The 15,153-nt window shown below is 73.8% G+C and carries 14 protein-coding genes; 6 read left to right on the top strand and 8 right to left on the bottom strand.

The annotated features are described in order from the left end of the window. Position 1 precedes the first annotated feature (1 nt). Both cseB and ACIRQ7_RS32275 read right to left on the bottom strand, forming a co-directional pair. Positions 2 to 712, bottom strand: a complete 711-nt coding sequence (cseB, locus tag ACIRQ7_RS32280) for a two-component system response regulator CseB (protein ID WP_401465733.1) — start codon at positions 710 to 712, stop codon at positions 2 to 4. 9 nt (positions 713 to 721) lie between these two features. Beyond that, positions 722 to 1,372 carry a hypothetical protein gene (locus tag ACIRQ7_RS32275; RefSeq protein WP_404266155.1) on the bottom strand — a complete coding sequence of 217 codons (651 nt, stop codon included), beginning with the start codon at positions 1,370 to 1,372 and terminating at the stop codon, positions 722 to 724. Between ACIRQ7_RS32275 and ACIRQ7_RS32270 the strand changes: the two genes are divergently transcribed. Then, positions 1,350 to 1,502, top strand: coding sequence for a hypothetical protein (locus ACIRQ7_RS32270; protein ID WP_404266154.1), 153 nt, complete (start codon positions 1,350 to 1,352; stop codon positions 1,500 to 1,502). The genes ACIRQ7_RS32275 and ACIRQ7_RS32270 overlap by 23 nt on opposite strands. A gap of 81 nt (positions 1,503 to 1,583) precedes the next feature. Here ACIRQ7_RS32270 and ACIRQ7_RS32265 read toward each other — a convergent pair whose 3' ends face one another. Both ACIRQ7_RS32265 and ACIRQ7_RS32260 read right to left on the bottom strand, forming a co-directional pair. Next, a complete protein-coding gene (locus ACIRQ7_RS32265; RefSeq protein WP_401465742.1) occupies positions 1,584 to 2,135 on the bottom strand; it encodes a SigE family RNA polymerase sigma factor in 552 nt (183 codons plus the stop codon). Between the two features lie 275 nt (positions 2,136 to 2,410). Further along, positions 2,411 to 3,370, bottom strand: coding sequence for an A/G-specific adenine glycosylase (locus ACIRQ7_RS32260; RefSeq protein WP_404266153.1), 960 nt, complete (start codon positions 3,368 to 3,370; stop codon positions 2,411 to 2,413). 402 nt (positions 3,371 to 3,772) lie between these two features. Here ACIRQ7_RS32260 and ACIRQ7_RS32255 point away from each other — a divergent pair, with 402 nt between their 5' ends. After that, positions 3,773 to 4,270 carry a pyridoxamine 5'-phosphate oxidase gene (locus tag ACIRQ7_RS32255; protein WP_404266152.1) on the top strand — a complete coding sequence of 166 codons (498 nt, stop codon included), beginning with the start codon at positions 3,773 to 3,775 and terminating at the stop codon, positions 4,268 to 4,270. A 146-nt stretch (positions 4,271 to 4,416) separates the two neighbouring features. On the opposite strand, the gene ACIRQ7_RS32250 is transcribed toward ACIRQ7_RS32255, so the two are convergent. Further along, positions 4,417 to 5,007: a phosphatase PAP2 family protein gene (locus ACIRQ7_RS32250; protein ID WP_404266151.1), complete on the bottom strand. Its 591-nt coding sequence runs from the start codon at positions 5,005 to 5,007 to the stop codon at positions 4,417 to 4,419. A gap of 294 nt (positions 5,008 to 5,301) precedes the next feature. Here ACIRQ7_RS32250 and ACIRQ7_RS32245 point away from each other — a divergent pair, with 294 nt between their 5' ends. The 3 genes from ACIRQ7_RS32245 to ACIRQ7_RS32235 all read left to right on the top strand — a co-directional run bounded on the left by ACIRQ7_RS32245 (position 5,302) and on the right by ACIRQ7_RS32235 (position 8,594). After that, the gene (locus ACIRQ7_RS32245) at positions 5,302 to 6,126 is read left to right on the top strand and encodes a hypothetical protein (protein ID WP_404266150.1); all 825 of its coding nucleotides are present in this window, start codon (positions 5,302 to 5,304) and stop codon (positions 6,124 to 6,126) included. A gap of 129 nt (positions 6,127 to 6,255) precedes the next feature. Beyond that, complete coding sequence (locus ACIRQ7_RS32240) at positions 6,256 to 7,284, top strand: NAD-dependent epimerase/dehydratase family protein (protein ID WP_404266149.1); 1,029 nt, start codon at positions 6,256 to 6,258, stop codon at positions 7,282 to 7,284. Next, entirely contained in the window at positions 7,281 to 8,594 is a 1,314-nt protein-coding gene (locus tag ACIRQ7_RS32235; protein ID WP_404266148.1) for a benzoate/H(+) symporter BenE family transporter, read from the top strand. Before ACIRQ7_RS32240 ends, ACIRQ7_RS32235 begins: the two co-directional genes overlap by 4 nt. Before the next feature lie 60 nt (positions 8,595 to 8,654). Here ACIRQ7_RS32235 and ACIRQ7_RS32230 read toward each other — a convergent pair whose 3' ends face one another. The 3 genes from ACIRQ7_RS32230 to radA form a co-directional block, all read right to left on the bottom strand. After that, positions 8,655 to 10,169, bottom strand: coding sequence for a hypothetical protein (locus ACIRQ7_RS32230; protein ID WP_404266147.1), 1,515 nt, complete (start codon positions 10,167 to 10,169; stop codon positions 8,655 to 8,657). A gap of 214 nt (positions 10,170 to 10,383) precedes the next feature. Next, positions 10,384 to 11,508 (bottom strand): DNA integrity scanning diadenylate cyclase DisA, encoded by a 1,125-nt coding sequence (gene disA / locus ACIRQ7_RS32225; protein WP_401465766.1) that lies wholly within the window; start codon positions 11,506 to 11,508, stop codon positions 10,384 to 10,386. A 121-nt stretch (positions 11,509 to 11,629) separates the two neighbouring features. After that, positions 11,630 to 13,042 carry a DNA repair protein RadA gene (gene radA, locus ACIRQ7_RS32220; protein WP_401465769.1) on the bottom strand — a complete coding sequence of 471 codons (1,413 nt, stop codon included), beginning with the start codon at positions 13,040 to 13,042 and terminating at the stop codon, positions 11,630 to 11,632. Positions 13,043 to 13,271: 229 nt separating this feature from the next. On the opposite strand from radA, the gene ACIRQ7_RS32215 reads away from it, so the two are divergent. Then, complete coding sequence (locus ACIRQ7_RS32215; RefSeq protein ID WP_404266146.1) at positions 13,272 to 15,146, top strand: sigma-70 family RNA polymerase sigma factor; 1,875 nt, start codon at positions 13,272 to 13,274, stop codon at positions 15,144 to 15,146. Positions 15,147 to 15,153: the final 7 nt, after the last annotated feature.

The raw sequence follows: 15,153 nt of genomic DNA, 5'->3' as shown, positions 1-15,153 counted from the left end.
GTCAGCCTCTCAGCTTGTAGCCGAAGCCGCGGACCGTCTCGATCCGGTCCTGGCCGATCTTGCCGCGCAGCCGCTGGACGTGGACGTCCACGACCCGGGTGTCCCCGCCCCAGCCGTAATCCCATACGCGCTCCAGCAGCCGGTCGCGCGAGAGGACCGTACCGGGTGCGTGGGAGAACTCCAGCAGCAGGCGCATCTCGGTCGGCGTCAGCGCGACGTTCACCCCGCCTTTGCGGACCTCCATGCCCTCGGTGTCCACTTCCAGATCACCGAAGCGCAGCACCGGTTCGTCGATCGGTCCGGCGTCCGCCGCGGCCGAAGCGCCGCCGTCCGGGCCGCTGGCGTGGCCGAAGCGGCGCAGGACGGCACGGATCCGGGCGACCAGCACCGCGCCGTCGAACGGCTTGGTGACGTAGTCGTCGGCGCCGGCTTCCAGGCCGAGCACCACGTCGATGGAGTCGGCCCGCGCCGACAGCATGATCACGGGAACGGTGGATTCGTCACGGATGCGGCGGCACAGGCTGACGCCGTCGAGCCCCGGCACCATCACATCGAGCAGCGCGATATCGGGCCGGTCGGCGCGGAACGCCTCCAGCCCCGAGAGGCCGTCGGGCATCGCGGTGACCACGAAGCCGTCCCGTTCGAGCGCGAGTTGGGTGGCTTCGCGGATGACGTCGTCGTCCTCGACGAAGAGCACATGGGTGTCGGCCATGCGGTTGTCTCAACCCTCCGATTCCGTGCCGTCGCCCGGCTCGGCGCCGTCAACGGTGGTCGTGCTGTAGTCGGTGTGGTAGCTGGCGTATTCGGTGAAGCGGTCGTGGGCCCAGTGGTAGGTCAGCACGTCCTCGCCGGAGGGGCAGCACACCTTGTCGCCGGGGGCGTAGGTCTGCTGGGAGATCTCCAGCTCGCCCTTGTTGACCCCGGCGTAGACCGACGGCTGCTCGTTGGCGAAGACGTTGGTGTAGCCGTCATTGTCGCCGCTCGCCCGCCCGTCGCGCTTCCGGTAGACGTAGCTGCCGATGCCGACGGAGTCCGCGCAGGTCATCACGTTGACGATGACGTCGGGGGATGTGCTGCCGGTCAGTGTGGCGTAGGTCACCTCGACCGGGTACTCGTCGGCGGCGCACGGTTTGGCGAGGGACTTCTTCACATCCCCGCCGACCTTCGGGTCGCCTTTCACCAGCGCCACCGCGTCGACCTTGCGGGACGCGGCGGTCGCCGTCGGGGAGGGGGAGTTGCTGACCGGGCCGTGCGGCACGGGGGTGGCGGTCGCCGAGCCTTCGGTGCGTACGCCTTCGCCCCCCGGATTGCATCCGGCCAGCAAAAGGCCGACGGCGGCCACCCCCGCCGTGGCCGCGCCGCCTCTGGTCAACCCGTTCCTGGTCAACCTGTTCCTGGACAATCCGCTCCCGCTCACCGTGCTGCTCGCGCAGCCGCTGATCCCGATGCCGGCCCTGTACCCGGTACTGCTTCTCCGGTCGCTCGTGCTGTTCTGGCTGTGATTGTCGCGCGTCGGGCTGTGCGCGGTGCGCCGGCCTCGGATGTGGCCTCGGCGGTGCCCGCTGCCGGGTGCCGTACGCCGGTCAGGCCGCGCACCGCTCCCGCTCCCGCTCGCCGCGCTCCAGCACACGCGCGTCGATGTCGCGGTTCTCCAGCTCCTGACGCAGCCGGGCCAGCGCCCGGTGCAGCGTGCTCTTGACCGTCCCCGTGGACATGCCCAGTGCCGCCGCGGTCTCCTCCGTGCTCATCTGCTCCCAGTGTCGCAGGACCACGACGCTGCGCTGCTTGGGAGCCAGCACTCCGAGGATGTCCATCAGCAGGGCGCGGTCGGCGCGCTGCTCGGTGCCGTCGTCCACGCTCGCGTCCGGGAGCTGCTCGGTGGGCACCTCCTCCAGCTTGCGGGCGCGCCACCACTCCGTGCGGGTGTTGATCATGACGCGGCGGAGGTAGGCGTCCGCCAGCGACTTGTCCGCGATGCCGTCCCAGCGCCCGTAGGTGCGGACCAGGGCCGTCTGGAGCAGGTCCTGGGCGTCGACCGGGTCGGGTACCAGGCGCCGGGCGCTGCGCAGCAGGGCCTCCTGCCGCGTACGTACGTACTCTTCGAAGTCCAGTACCTTGCCGCCGCTGGTCGCCATTCCGACGCCTCCGATCCGCTTGCGTTCCCCACGTTGACCGCGCTGGTGGTCATCTCCAGCACGAGGAAGACGCTACGGAGGGGGTGTTGCGGCGTAATGTGCGTCGGCCCCACAACGAGTGCACGGAAAACACTCGGTTGTGTAACAGCCCGCCGGGGGTCCTACCTCGGACGGACGGCGGGCCTGCGGGCGTCATACTCCTGGGGGAGAAGCGCCCCCGCCGGAAGGCCCATTGGCCGGGAAGCGGCCCGGAGACACCCGGCGGCGGAGGCCCCCTATGTGAGCGGCAGCCGGTAGCGGCCGCCGGCGAGCGGCTCCACCAGACCGTCGGCGACCAGCCCGTCCAGCGCGCGGGCCCGCTGCACCGGCTCGTGCCACACCGCGTCCAGCGCCACCTGCGGCACCGGCGAGACCGCCGCCCGCAGGACGGCCAGCAGCTTGCCGCGCACCTGCCGGTCGGTGCCCGCGTACGTCTGGGTACGCCGCGCCGGGCCCTCGTGCGCCGGGGAGCCTGCCAGCCGCCAGGCGCACTGCGCGGCGATCGGGCAGCGCCCGCACTCCGGGCCGCGCGCCGTGCACACCAGCGCACCCAGCTCCATCGTGGCCGCCGCCCAGCGCGCCGCGAGCGCCTCGTCCTCGGGCAGCAGCGCGCGGGCCAGCTTGCGTTCGGCGGCGGTGGTGGCGTTCGGCGGGTACTGGCGGCCGGCGACCGCACGGGCGAACACCCGGCGGACGTTGGTGTCCAGCACCGCGTGCCGCTGGCCGTACGCGAACGACGCGACGGCCGCTGCCGTGTACTCGCCGACGCCGGGCAGCGCCAGCAACTGGCCGTGCTCGCGCGGGACGTCACCGCCGTGCCGCTCCTGTATGGCCGACGCGGCGGCGTGCAGCCGCAGCGCACGGCGCGGATACCCGAGCCGGCCCCAGGCACGCACCGCCTCGCCCGGCGCCTCGGCGGCCAGGTCGGCGGGGCGCGGCCAGCGGGCCACCCACTGCTCGTACACCGGCAGCACCCGGCTGACCGGCGTCTGCTGCAGCATGAACTCACTCACCATCACGCCCCAGGCACCCGCTTCGGGGCGGCGCCAGGGCAGATCGCGGGCGTGCTCGTCGAACCAGTCGGTGACCGGGCCGTGCAGGCCGGTTCCGTCAGCGGCCTCCGCGGCCGATACGGCGGCGGAGGCGGTCTCGGCGGCGGCGGTCGTGGCAGAGGTGGTGACAGGCGTCGAAGTCATGGCACCAACGATCCTGGCACGACCGTGCCCGCCCGTGAAACGCACCGGGCCCGTACTGCCGCGCGCCCACCCGCACGCGGGACGGCCGGGTACGTACGGGTGGCGGCTACCGGCGGTACGCCCCGTCGGCACCGGGGCCCGCCGGAGACCTGGCCGTCGGCCCGGGGCGCGGGCGCCAACGGACTCCTGGCGTCGTGGCGGTGAGAAGCGGAAAGGCGGCGTGTTGACGTGCCGCGGCGGGCGGCGCTGCTCGCGCGTGTCGGCGCGGTCGTGTCGCACGGGGCGGCGCCCTGAGGAGCCTGGCCCGTCCGCGGCGGGTGAGGATGCCCGTAGGACGGGGATGCCCGCAGGACAGGGACGTACGGATGAAGAGGACGCACGCATGAGGACGAGGACGCACGCATGACGGGGCGGCGATGCCCGAGCGGGATCCGGCAGGCGCTGGCCGCGCACACGACGATGACGCTGGCGTACGCGGACGAGGAGGGGCCGCAGGCGTGCGCGGTGCTGTACGCCTGCGGCGGCGCGGAGACGGCGCAGGGGGCGGACGCGGACGCCGGCCCCGCGCTGTATTTCGTCACGGCGACCACGACCCGGCACGGCCGGGCCCTCTCCCGGCCCGGGGCGCGGGTGGCGTTCACGGCGCAGCGGGACGGCCAGGAGTGGAGTGCGCTGACCGGCCTGCAGGGCCGCGGCGGCTGCCGCCCGCTGGACGCCGACGAGCGCGCGGCCGCCTGGCGGATCTACACCGAGCGCTTCCCCTTCGTCGTGGCGAGCGACCGGCTCCGTGGCGCCCTGGAGCGGACCACGCTGTGGGAGCTGCGCCCCGACTGGCTCCGGCTGATCGACAACGGGCAGGGCTTCGGACACAAGGAGGAGTGGGAGCGGGGGGAGGAGTAGCGGGCGCCGGACCGCCGGTCCGCGAGGCGCTCGGTGGCCCCTGCCCGGCCGGGCGGCAGGGGCCGGGCGCCGCGTGACGGGGGGCAGGGCCCACGCGCAGCCGGCCCCGCCCCCTCCGCACCGGATCCGTGCCGTCGGCCGCCGCGCTACGCCGCCACCAGCAACCGCCAGCGGCCCGGAGCCGACCGCATGCGGAGGACCAGGTTGGTGACGGGATCGCCGAGGAGGGCCACCGCGAGGGCCGCGATCAGGGTGCCGAGGCCCAGGCCGACGAGGACGTCGTGCGGGTAGTGGACGCCGACGAAGATCCGGGAGAAGCCGGTCAGCACGGCGACGGGCAGGGCGAGCCAGAGCGCGGTGCGCCAGGCTATGGAGATGCCGACGGCGAGTGCGGCGGCGATCGTCGAGTGGTTGCTGGGGAAGGACCAGTCGCCCTCGGGCGGGCACGGCACGATCGAGGCGGCGGCCCCCACGACGGCCCGGCACGGCCGTTCCTCGTCGACCGTGCTCTTGACGATCTCGCTCAGGACATAGGCGGCGGCGGTCGCCACCGGCACCAGTACGGCGAGCGCGACCGCGCGCGGCTCGCCCCTCCGGGCCCGCCACCAGCCCAGCACCGCCACCGCCATCAGGAGCAACAGCCCGCCCTCGGTGCCGAGATCGGCGAGGGTGCGGAGCCAGTGGGGTGCGCCGTGCGCAACGTCGGTGATGTCTCGGTAGAGATCCGTGCTGTTCATGAACGCTGACGGTACGGAAGATGAACGGCAGACCGCATCCCCGGATCGCCCCGGAGCGCACCGGGCGCCTGCCGGAGGTGAGGGGAGCGGCCCCGGAAAACGGCGGACGGAGCGGAGACGGCGGTGGGGAGCGGGAAACCGGAAGCGTCGGAACCGGTGCAATCAGGGGAATCAGTGTCGATCGGGTGGGAAATGCGGAGGCGGACCCGCCGCCGGGCCGATCATGAGAAAAGTTGCAGCTTCGTGCGGCGGGTACTGGCCGGTGAGCGTGCGGATCTCTCGTAAGGTTTCCGCGTGGGATCACTGCGCAATCCGATCGGGCCGCTTCCCTCCTCCATCTACTGGCGGCGGAGGGCCGTTGCGCTGGCCATCGTCGCCCTGCTCGCCCTCCTGGTGGTGTGGGCCGTCACCATGGGCACGAACGGCGGCAAGAGCGGCGACGAAGGCAAGGGGTCGGGTGGCGACGGTCCCGCGACGTCCATCACGCCGGGGCCCACGCCCACCGGCCCGGCGATCAGTCAGAAACCGGGCGGACGCGATGAGTCGGGCGGCGGCGGGTCCGGTGGGGCATCCGGCTCCGGGTCGGGCGGTGCGGGCGGTGGCTCCGGATCGGGCGGCGCCGGCGGCGGTTCGTCAGCCGGGGGTGCCGGGTCGGCCGGCGGTACGCCGATCGGTGAGGGCGCGGGCAGTGCTGCCGTGCCGGCCGCCGCGTCCCTCCCCAACTGCGGCTCCGGGAAAGTGAAGTTGGTGCTGACCAGTGCCAAGAATTCCTACGGGCCGGGCGATCAGCCGAAGTTCGAGCTCACGGTCAAGAACTCCGCGGGCGCGGCCTGCAAGGTGGACCTCGGCCGGAAGGCCGCGGTGCTCACCATCACCGACACCGCGGACGACGACCGGGTCTGGGCGTCCGACGACTGCCCGCGGGCCGGTGGCTCCGCGCTGCTGAAGGTGCCCGCGAAGGGCTCCGTGAAGCGCACCGTCAAGTGGGACCGCCGGGCCGGTGCCCCGCAGTGCAAGACGCCGAGCCCCGCCAAGGTGCCGGCCGGTACGTATCTGATCGAGGCGAAGGTGCCGGGGCTGACCGCGGTCCGTACGTCCTTCGTCCTCGCCAAGGACTGACGCCCCGGTGGCGCCCGGTGGCGCCCCGCTGGGCTATCGCTGACGTACCCTCAAAAATGCTGCCCGCAGCGATTGCGCTGAGAGCGTGCAGTGTGGTCCGGGCGGCGGCGGGTGGGGCACAGTCGCCGCATGAGGCTTCTGATACTGGGTGGTACGGAGTTCGTGGGGCGGGCGGTCACCGAGGCGGCGCTCGCGCGCGGTTGGCAGGTGACGGTGTTCCACCGGGGGCACCACTCCCCGCCCGCCGGCGCCGCCGCCCTGCACGGCGACCGCGGCGACGCGGCGGGCCTGGCGGCCCTGGAAGGCGGCGCATGGGACGCGGTCGTCGACACCTGGAGCGGCGCGCCCACGGCGGTACGGGACGCGGCGAGGCTGCTGGCCGGGCGGGCCGGCGGCTACGCCTATGTCTCCAGCCGGTCCGTCTACACCTACCCCGCGCCGGCCGGGCTCGACGCGACGGGCCCGGTGGTGGCGGGCTCCCCGGACGACGGGGACGCGGACGACTACGCGCGGGCCAAGCGAGGCGGCGAACTGGCCGCGGTCGACGCCTTCGGTGACCGGGCGCTGCTGGTCCGCGCGGGCCTGATCCTCGGCCCCTACGAGAACATCGGGCGGCTGCCGTGGTGGCTGGGCCGGATCGCCCGCGGCGGTCCGGTGCTCGCGCCGGGGCCGCGTGAGCTGGAACTGCAGTACATCGATGCCCGGGACCTCGCCGAGTGGACGCTGGACGCGCTGCAGGGCGGGCTCGGCGGGGCGTACGACCTGGTCAGCGAGCCGGGGCACACGACGATGGGGGAGCTGCTGGAGAGCTGTGCGGCGGTCACCGGCTCGGACGCCGAGCTGCGCTGGACCGCACCCCAGGAGGTGCTCGCCGCCGGTATCGAACCGTGGAGGGAGCTGCCGATATGGCTGCCGCCGGGCGAGATGCACGACGCCATGCACCGCGCCGACGTGACCAAGACGCTGACTGCCGGGCTGCGGTGCCGTCCCGTGGGCGAAACGGTGGCCGACACCTGGGCATGGCTGCGGAGCATCGGCGGCGCCGCGCCGCAGCGTCCGGACCGCCCGGTGGTCGGCCTGGCGCCGGAGAAGGAAGCGGCGCTGCTGGCCGGCCGGCCGGGAGCAGGCACCGGGCGGACCGCTGAGGAGTCCCGTTGAGCCTGGACGGCCCCGGCCCCGGCCCCGCCTCGGGCCCCGCTTCCGGCTCCTCCCGGGCCGTCGAGGCGCCGCGGCCCACCGCGGCGACGGCGAAAGGCCTGCGGCCGTTACGGGATCGGCGGCCGGGCCTGCGGCGGGACGCCTCGCTGTCCGCCGTGCTAGCCGGTCTGGTGGCCGTCATCGTGTCCTACTCGGGGCCGCTGGTGATCGTCCTCAGCGCGGCGTCCGCCGGGCGTCTGAGCACCGCGCAGACCAGCTCATGGGTCTGGGCGATCTCGATCGGCAGCGGCCTCACCTGCATCGGGCTGAGCCTGCGCACCAAGATGCCGGTGATCACCGCCTGGTCGACGCCCGGTGCCGCCCTGCTGGTCACCGGCCTCGGCGCCTACTCGTACGCGGAGGCCATCGGCGCCTTCCTCGTCACCGGGGCAGTGATCACCCTGGTCGGGATGAGCGGGGTGTTCGGTTGGCTGATGCGGCAGGTGCCCGCCGCCGTCGTCTCGGCGATGCTCGCCGGGATCCTCTTCTCCTTCGGCACCGGGGTGTTCACCGCGCTCAAGACCGCGCCCGCCATCGCCGGTGCGGTACTTCTCGGCTATCTGCTCGCCAAGCGGCTGCTGCCCCGCTACGCCGTGCTGGTGGCCCTGGCCGCGGGCGTCGCGGCCGCCGCGGTCACCGCCCGCCTGGACATCCACCTGGACCGGATCGCCCTCGCGCGGCCCGTCCTGACCGCGCCGCACTTCTCCCTCGCCGCTCTCATCGGCATCGCGGTGCCGATGATCCTGGCGACGCTCGCCTCGCAGAACGCGCCGGGCATGGCCGTGCTCCGCGCGTCCGGCTACGAGCCCGATGACCGGCTGCTGATCGGCACGACCGGCCTGGTCTCCACGGTGCTGGCGCCCTTCGGCTCGCACGCCGTCAACCTGGCGGCGATCACCGCCGCCCTCTGCACCGGCCCGGAGTCCCACCGCGACCCCCGGCGCCGCTACGTGGCCGGGGTGGCCTGCGGCGTGTTCTATCTCCTCATCGGGGCGTTCGGGTCCACCCTGGTGGTCCTCTTCGGCGGGTTGCCCGGGGAACTGGTCGCGGCGGTGGCCGGTGTCGCGCTGCTGGGCGCGCTGGCCGGCGGTCTGACGGGCGCGGTGCAGGAGCCGAAGGACCGCGAGGCGGCCCTGATCACCTTCCTCGCGACCGCCTCGGGACTCACCCTCTTCGGCATCGGATCCGCCTTCTGGGGCCTGCTCTTCGGCGTTCTCGCCCACCTCGTGCTGACCCGCTTCCGACGGGCGCCGAAGGAGGCGGCGGCGTAACCGGAGCGACCGGCGGGGCGGCACAACCACCATGCGGGGATGCGGAGTTGGGCTGCGGTGTCAGCGCAGGTTCAGGCCGAGTTCCTTCTCCAGCACGGCCGCCTGCCCGGGTGTGGCGAAGACGAAGGAGGTCTCGTGGGTGGCGTCCTTGAGGCGCACGAAGTCGGCCCAGTAGAAGCGGCGCGGGTCGGTGCCGGGGTCCGGGTCGACATGGCCGATGCACTCGATGATCGCCATGTGGTCGAGGTAGTCGTCCGACTCGTGCTCGACCGGCTGGGTCACCACGACGCCGTTGCGGGCGAACTCCAGGACCTCGCCGTGCTCCTCGTCGGCACGCAGCCGGACGCCGGTGAGGGTGACCGCGCCGTCGGTGAGTGCCGCGGCCGCCTCCAGGATGCCCGTGTAGCTCTCCTCCAGGTGGTCGACGTCGTCGCCGTGGGCCGAGATGGCCACCCCGAACGCTTCGAGGACGGACGGGACTTCATGGGGCGGCAGCTCCTTGTGGGCGAAGTCGGCGTACTCCGCGAGGACGCTGCGGGCCTTCTCCGGGGACACCATGGATATCCGCTCCAGGAGCGCCCCCACGTGCGCGTACGAGGACGGCCGGAACCAGAACAGCGTGTCCACCAGGCTCTCCGCCGGTGTCCCGTCCGCCTCCTCGTCGAGGAACAGCTCACGCAGGCACCCCAGCGGTACGGCCGCGCCGCCGAGCCGCTTGTCCGGCTGGTCCACGAACGGCACCTCGGTCCACACGCTCTCCCGCGAGCCCGGGGCCGGCGGCTCGGCGTCCGGATCGAACGGGAGGTACTGCCACACCGCCCCCTTGGTCCGCCGGATCACCTCGCCCATGTACCAGCAGGCGCCCTGCACGAACGGCTCGTCCTGCGCGGCGTCGAATTCCTCCCGCGTGGCGAACCGCCGCTTCACGGAGGCCTCCAGCCACTGCAGCGTGTCGGGGTGGAAACTCCACCGCCACGCCCCGTCGAACGCGTCCTCGGCCCAGGCGGCGAGCGCCTCGCTCCGCTCGGCCAGCCACGCCGTCAGCACCGGATCCTCCGGCAGCGGCGGTGTGGGGTCGACGTGCGGGGTGTGCTCCTTGACCGGCTCCCACCCCGCCACCGCGTGCTGCCGCGCCGTCACGGCCTGCCGCAGTCGCTCGACCTCGTCGGCGAACGCGGACCTGCTGCGGACCCGGAGGGCGTACGAAGCCAGCAGCATCGGCGCGACGGGGGAGAGCCCCAGCTCCGGGTCCGGGCAGACGACGGGCTGCCCGGGGAGAGCGCCGAACGGCCGGGTGTTCCAGCCCCAGCCGCCGCCCGCGACGCCGAGCAGGACCTCGCCGAGATAAGCCGCCGCGCACTCCATGAACTCGGCCTGCTGCTCGGGGCCTTGAAGGGAGTCGTGGTGCTCCAGCAGGCAGCCCTCCAGCGCGTCCAGTGACCGAGGGGAGTGGTCGAAGAGGAACTCCCCGGGAAGGAGCACCTTCTCCAGGAGCAGCAGCTGGAACGGCAGATCGCCGATCCACTGCTGCAACAGGGCCTGCGGGGACGTCTCCGGCTGCGTTTCGGGTGCCATGCGGAAACTGTAGGAGCGCCCACTGACAGTGCCCGTTCGGGCAGCCGGTGAGCGGCCCGGAGCGGAACGGGCCTACCCGTGGCCGGAGTGGTGAGTGAGGCCTGTGGTGACAAGGAGGTGCGCGGGGTCCGCGCGGACATGCGGGCCCAGGGCGTACGGCCGGACGCCGGACGCGCGGCCCGACGTGCCGCCAGGCGTACCGCTGGACGTCCCGCTAGACGTACCGCTCCAGGATCGACGACTCCGCCAGCCGCGAGAGGCCCTCGCGCACCGAACGGGCGCGCGCCTCGCCGACGCCGTCGACCGCCTGGAGGTCGTCGACGCTCGCGGCGAGCAGCTTCTGCAGACCGCCGAAGTGGTCGACGAGACGGTCGATGACCGTGCCGGGCAGCCGGGGAACCTTCGCCAGCAGGCGGAAGCCCCGGGGGGAGACCGCGGAGTCGAGGGTCTCGGGCGATCCGGTGTAGCCCAACGCGCGGGCGACGATGGGGAGTTCGAGGAGTTCGGTGTGGGTGAGGGCGTCCAGCTCGGAGAGCGCTTCGACGACCGTGCGGGAGCGCTTGGCGGTCGGCTCGGGGACGTAGTCGCGCACGACCAGTTCGCGCTCCGGCTCTACGCCGGCGATGAGTTCGTCGAGCTGGAGGGTGAGCAGGCGGCCGTCCGTGCCGAGTTCGACGACGTACTCGGCGATCTCGGTGGCGATCCGGCGGACCATCTCCAGGCGCTGGGCGACGGCGGTGACATCGCGGACCGTCACCAAGTCCTCGATCTCCAGGGCGGAGAGGGTGCCGGCGACCTCGTCGAGGCGGAGTTTGTAGCGCTCCAGGGTGGCCAGTGCCTGATTGGCGCGGGAGAGGATCGCCGCGGACTCCTCCAGGACGCGGCGCTCGCCGTCGACGTAGAGGGCGATCAGGCGCATGGACTGGCTGACGGAGACGACCGGGAAACCGGCCTGGATGGAGACGCGCTGCGCGGTGCGGTGGCGGGTGCCGGTCTCCTCCGTGGGGATGGAGGCGTCCGGGACCAGCTGCACACCGGCCCGCATGATCTTCGTGATGTCCTTGTCGAGCACCAGCGCACCGTCGAGCTTGCACAGCTCGCGCAGCCGGGTCGCGGTGAACTCCACGTCCAGCACGAAGCCGCCGGTACACATGGTCTCGACGGTCTTGTCGAAGCCCAGCACGATCAGTCCGCCGGTGTTGCCGCGGAGGATGCGCTCCAGGCCGTCGCGCAGGGCCGTACCGGGCGCGACGGCGCTCAGCGTCGCGCGCATCAGACCCTCGGTGCGGGAGCTCCCACCGGACCTGCCGGGAGACGATGCCCGGTCGTTGGCTGCCACTGCACTCCTCCGTCGGAAGGTCTGTCGGTCCGCAGGCCGCCCGGCCCATGCCGTTGCCCGTACCAGCGGAGCGTACGCGGCACAGGCAAGACTGTGGTGACGGGCGAGACCAGGGCAAAGTCTACCGGCGTCGGTCCTCTTCCTGTGGGGCCTCCCGCCGCACCCGCTTGGGAAGGACGCTCAGCGCCGCCCCGACGTCGGCGACCTCCAACACCCGCATACCGTCGGGGATCTTTCCGGGGTCGGTCGGGACGAGGGCGTGGGTGAAGCCGAGCCGGGCGGCCTCCGACAGTCTGCGCTGCACTCCTGTGACGCGTCTGACCTCGCCCGCGAGGCCCACTTCGCCGATGGCGACGAGGTTCTTCGGCAGCGGGGTGTCGCTCGCGGCGCTGGCCAGCGCGAGGGCCACGGCGAGGTCCGCGGCGGGCTCGGTGAGCTTCACCCCGCCGACCGTCGCGCTGTAGATGTCGCGCTTGCCCAGGGCGCTGATCCGGCCGCGCTGCTCCAGCACGGCCAGCATCATCGAGACCCGGGAGGTCTCCAGACCGGAGGTCGTACGCCGCGGGGAGGGGATCTGGGAGTCGACGGTCAGCGCCTGGACCTCGGCGACGAGCGGGCGGCGGCCCTCCAGGGTCACCGTCAGGCAGGTGCCGGGCACCGGCTCGGCGCGGCGGGTCAGGAAGAGGCCCGAGGGGTCGGTGAGGCCGGTGATGCCTTCGTCGTGCAGCTCGAAGCAGCCGACCTCGTCGGTGGTGCCGTAGCGGTTCTTGACGCCGCGGACCAGCCGCAGCCGGGCGTGCCGGTCGCCCTCGAAGCTGAGGACGACATCGACGAGATGCTCCAGCAGACGGGGGCCCGCGATGGCGCCGTCCTTGGTGACATGGCCGACCAGGAGGGTGGACATCGCGCGGTCCTTGGACGCCCGGATCAGCGCCCCGGCGACCTCCCGGACCTGGGCCATACCGCCCGGCGCACCGTCGATCTCGGGGGAGGCGACGGTCTGCACCGAGTCCAGGATGAGCAGCGAGGGCTTGACGGTGTCCAGATGGCCGAGGACGGCGGAGAGGTCGGTCTCGGCCGCCAGATAGAGGTGGTCGTCGATGGCGCCGATGCGGTCGGCGCGCAGCCGCACCTGGCTCGCGGACTCCTCGCCCGTCACATACAGCGTGCGGTGCCGGTCGGACGCGGCCTTGGCGGCGACGTCCAGCAGCAGGGTGGACTTGCCGACGCCCGGCTCGCCCGCGAGCAGCGCGACGGCGCCGGGGACGAGGCCGCCGCCCAGCACGCGGTCCAGCTCGGGCACGCCGGTGGAGCGGGCGGTGGCCACTTTGCCGTCGACCTGGCCGATGGGCAGCGCGGCGGTGGTGACCCGGCCGGGCGCGGTGGTCCGCACCGCGGGGGCGCCGCCGAACTCCTCGACCGTGCCCCACGCCTGGCATTCGGGACAGCGGCCGAGCCACTTCGCGGTGGTCCAGCCGCACTCGGTGCAGCGATAGGAGGGGCGCTCCTTGGCCGACGTTTTACGGGTTGCCATGGGGTCACCGTAACGGCGGGGTCCGACAATCCGGTCCGGGGCGGTCCGGGCTGCGCCGTGGCCGTCGCGTGGTGGGTCCGTTGCGCCAACCGGGGGGAGCGTGGGGCGTACGCCGGGCGGTGGGATGGGGGCGCGGTGTCCTCTTTCGAGGGAGATGGTCACCCGTAAGGGTTAAAACCGTCCAAGGGGAGCGAGAGCGGCTGCATCATCCGCCTACCGTCGCCGGGTGATGAGCAGCAGGCCCGAGCACCCCACGCACGCCACCGGCGCACACCGATCGCGCTCCGGCGCCCCGCGCCGGGGCCGGCCGCAGCCCTCCGAGCGGCCCGGCCGGACCGACCCCGCAGAGCACGCCGCCGACCGGGGCCGCCACCCCGGCCCGCCGCAGCGTACGGACGGCCAGGACCGCGGCGGCAGCCAGGACCGCGCCGGCAGCCAGGACCGCGCCGACGGCCAGGACCGCGCCGGCCGTCAGGAGCGCGGCGACCGCCGCCACGAGCCGTATCTGGACGGGCTGTTCACGTACTGCCTGTCCGTCCTGTGCGATCACGACGCGGCGACCGCCGTCCTCGGCGAGACCCTCGCGCTCGCCGAGCGGCAGCACAGCCGGCGTCCGCACGCCGACCTCTACCGCCCCTGGCTCTACGCCCTCGCCCGCTGGGCCTGTCTGCGCCGGCTCGCCGAGCGGACCGGACCGGATCCCGCCACCGGCAGCGGCCCCGAGGCCGAGGAGCGGCGGCGTGAACTCGCCGCGCTGGCCTGGCCGGAGGCCGCCGGGACCACCCCCGAGCAGCGGGAGGCGCTGGAGCTGTCCGAGCGCCATCACCTCCCGGCCGACGAGGTCGCCGCGGTGCTGGGAGCCGAGCCGGTCGCCACCCGCGCGCTGCTCGCCGCCGCCTCCTGCGAGGTGGAGCGGACCCGCGCGGCGCTGGCCGTCGTCGAGTTCGGCCGTTGCCCCGATGTCGCGCAGCTGGGCGGCGACACCCAGATGCTGCTGGGCGCGGCGCTGCGGCGGGAGTTGGTGCGCCATGTCGACGACTGCGCCGAGTGCCGGCTGACCGCCGAGCGTGCCACCGCCGTCGGCCCGTGGCCGGGCACGGCCCCGGCCGCCCGCGGCACCCTCCCCCTGGTCACGGCACCCCGCGAGGCGGTGTCCGACGCGCTGGCGGCGGCCCGGACGTCCCGGTCCGGCCGTGCGGTGGGGGTGGCGGGCGCGGGAGCCGGAGCGGGCGGCGGGCGCGGTGGCCGGGCGAGCGGGGCAAACGGTTCTCCTCGCTACGACCGCAGCGGATTCCCCGTGGGCGGCCCCACCGACCGGGCCGCGCGCCGTCGCAAGCTGCGCAGCCGGGCGCTGACGACCACCGTCGTGGCGACGGTGCTGGCCGCGCCGGTGCTGGCCCTGTGGGCGGCGTACCGCGGCGCCCCGTCGACGGGCGAGACCGAGGGCGCGACGTCCGTGACGGCCAACGAGTCCCACGACGACGCCCGCCTGGGCGGCCGTCCGTACGAGAACGCCGGCAATGCCCGGACGACGCCGCAGCCGGGCTTCTCGGCCGGTGAGGGCACCCCCGATGTGTCGGTCGAGGTGGTCAGCGCGGACGGCACCCCGCTGCGGCCGGGCGAGCCGAGCCGGGCGGGTTCGGGGCCGGGACGGCTGACCGTCACCGCGCAGCCCGACGGCGGCACCACCGTCATCACGATCAGCGCCTCGGGCGGTGCGCCGGTCCGCTGGCGTGCGTCGGCCGGCGCCGCCTGGCTGCAGATGAACCACACGGCGGGCACGTTGCAGCCGGGGCAGTCGGCGCGGATCACGGTCTATGTCGACCACGACCGGGAGCCCGCGGGCCACTGGCGCAGCCGGATCGCCATCGACCCCGGCGGCACCTCGGTGACCCTGGAGGGCTACGGCGCGAGTGACCCCCATCCGGGCCCGAGCCATCCCTCGCCCGCGGACCCGACGCCGACTCCGACGCACCCGACTCCGACGCCCACCCCGCCGGATCCCACGCCGACCCCGACGGATCCGACGCCCACCCCGACCCCGACGGAGACCGGCCCGCCGGGGACCCCGGGCCCGTCGAACACCACGCAGCCCTCGCACTGAGTCCCGG

Origin of the sequence: Streptomyces sp. NPDC101393, from assembly GCF_044767385.1 — a bacterium.
Classification (GTDB): domain Bacteria; phylum Actinomycetota; class Actinomycetes; order Streptomycetales; family Streptomycetaceae; genus Streptomyces.
The sequence above is the reverse complement of the archived record's forward strand: the minus strand, read 5'-3'. Positions and strand labels throughout refer to the sequence as shown.

What these genes read in the sequence shown, in the direction of transcription:
- ACIRQ7_RS32265 (WP_401465742.1), bottom strand. Translation starts at nt 2,135, where the DNA reads ATGGCGACCAGCGGCGGCAAGGTACTGGACTTCGAAGAGTACGTACGT.
- radA (WP_401465769.1), bottom strand. Translation starts at nt 13,042, where the DNA reads ATGGCAACCCGTAAAACGTCGGCCAAGGAGCGCCCCTCCTATCGCTGC.
- ACIRQ7_RS32240 (WP_404266149.1), top strand. Translation starts at nt 6,256, where the DNA reads ATGAGGCTTCTGATACTGGGTGGTACGGAGTTCGTGGGGCGGGCGGTC.
- cseB (WP_401465733.1), bottom strand. Translation starts at nt 712, where the DNA reads ATGGCCGACACCCATGTGCTCTTCGTCGAGGACGACGACGTCATCCGC.
- ACIRQ7_RS32230 (WP_404266147.1), bottom strand. Translation starts at nt 10,169, where the DNA reads ATGGCACCCGAAACGCAGCCGGAGACGTCCCCGCAGGCCCTGTTGCAG.
- ACIRQ7_RS32260 (WP_404266153.1), bottom strand. Translation starts at nt 3,370, where the DNA reads ATGACTTCGACGCCTGTCACCACCTCTGCCACGACCGCCGCCGCCGAG.
- ACIRQ7_RS32215 (WP_404266146.1), top strand. Translation starts at nt 13,272, where the DNA reads ATGAGCAGCAGGCCCGAGCACCCCACGCACGCCACCGGCGCACACCGA.
- ACIRQ7_RS32255 (WP_404266152.1), top strand. Translation starts at nt 3,773, where the DNA reads ATGACGGGGCGGCGATGCCCGAGCGGGATCCGGCAGGCGCTGGCCGCG.
- ACIRQ7_RS32250 (WP_404266151.1), bottom strand. Translation starts at nt 5,007, where the DNA reads ATGAACAGCACGGATCTCTACCGAGACATCACCGACGTTGCGCACGGC.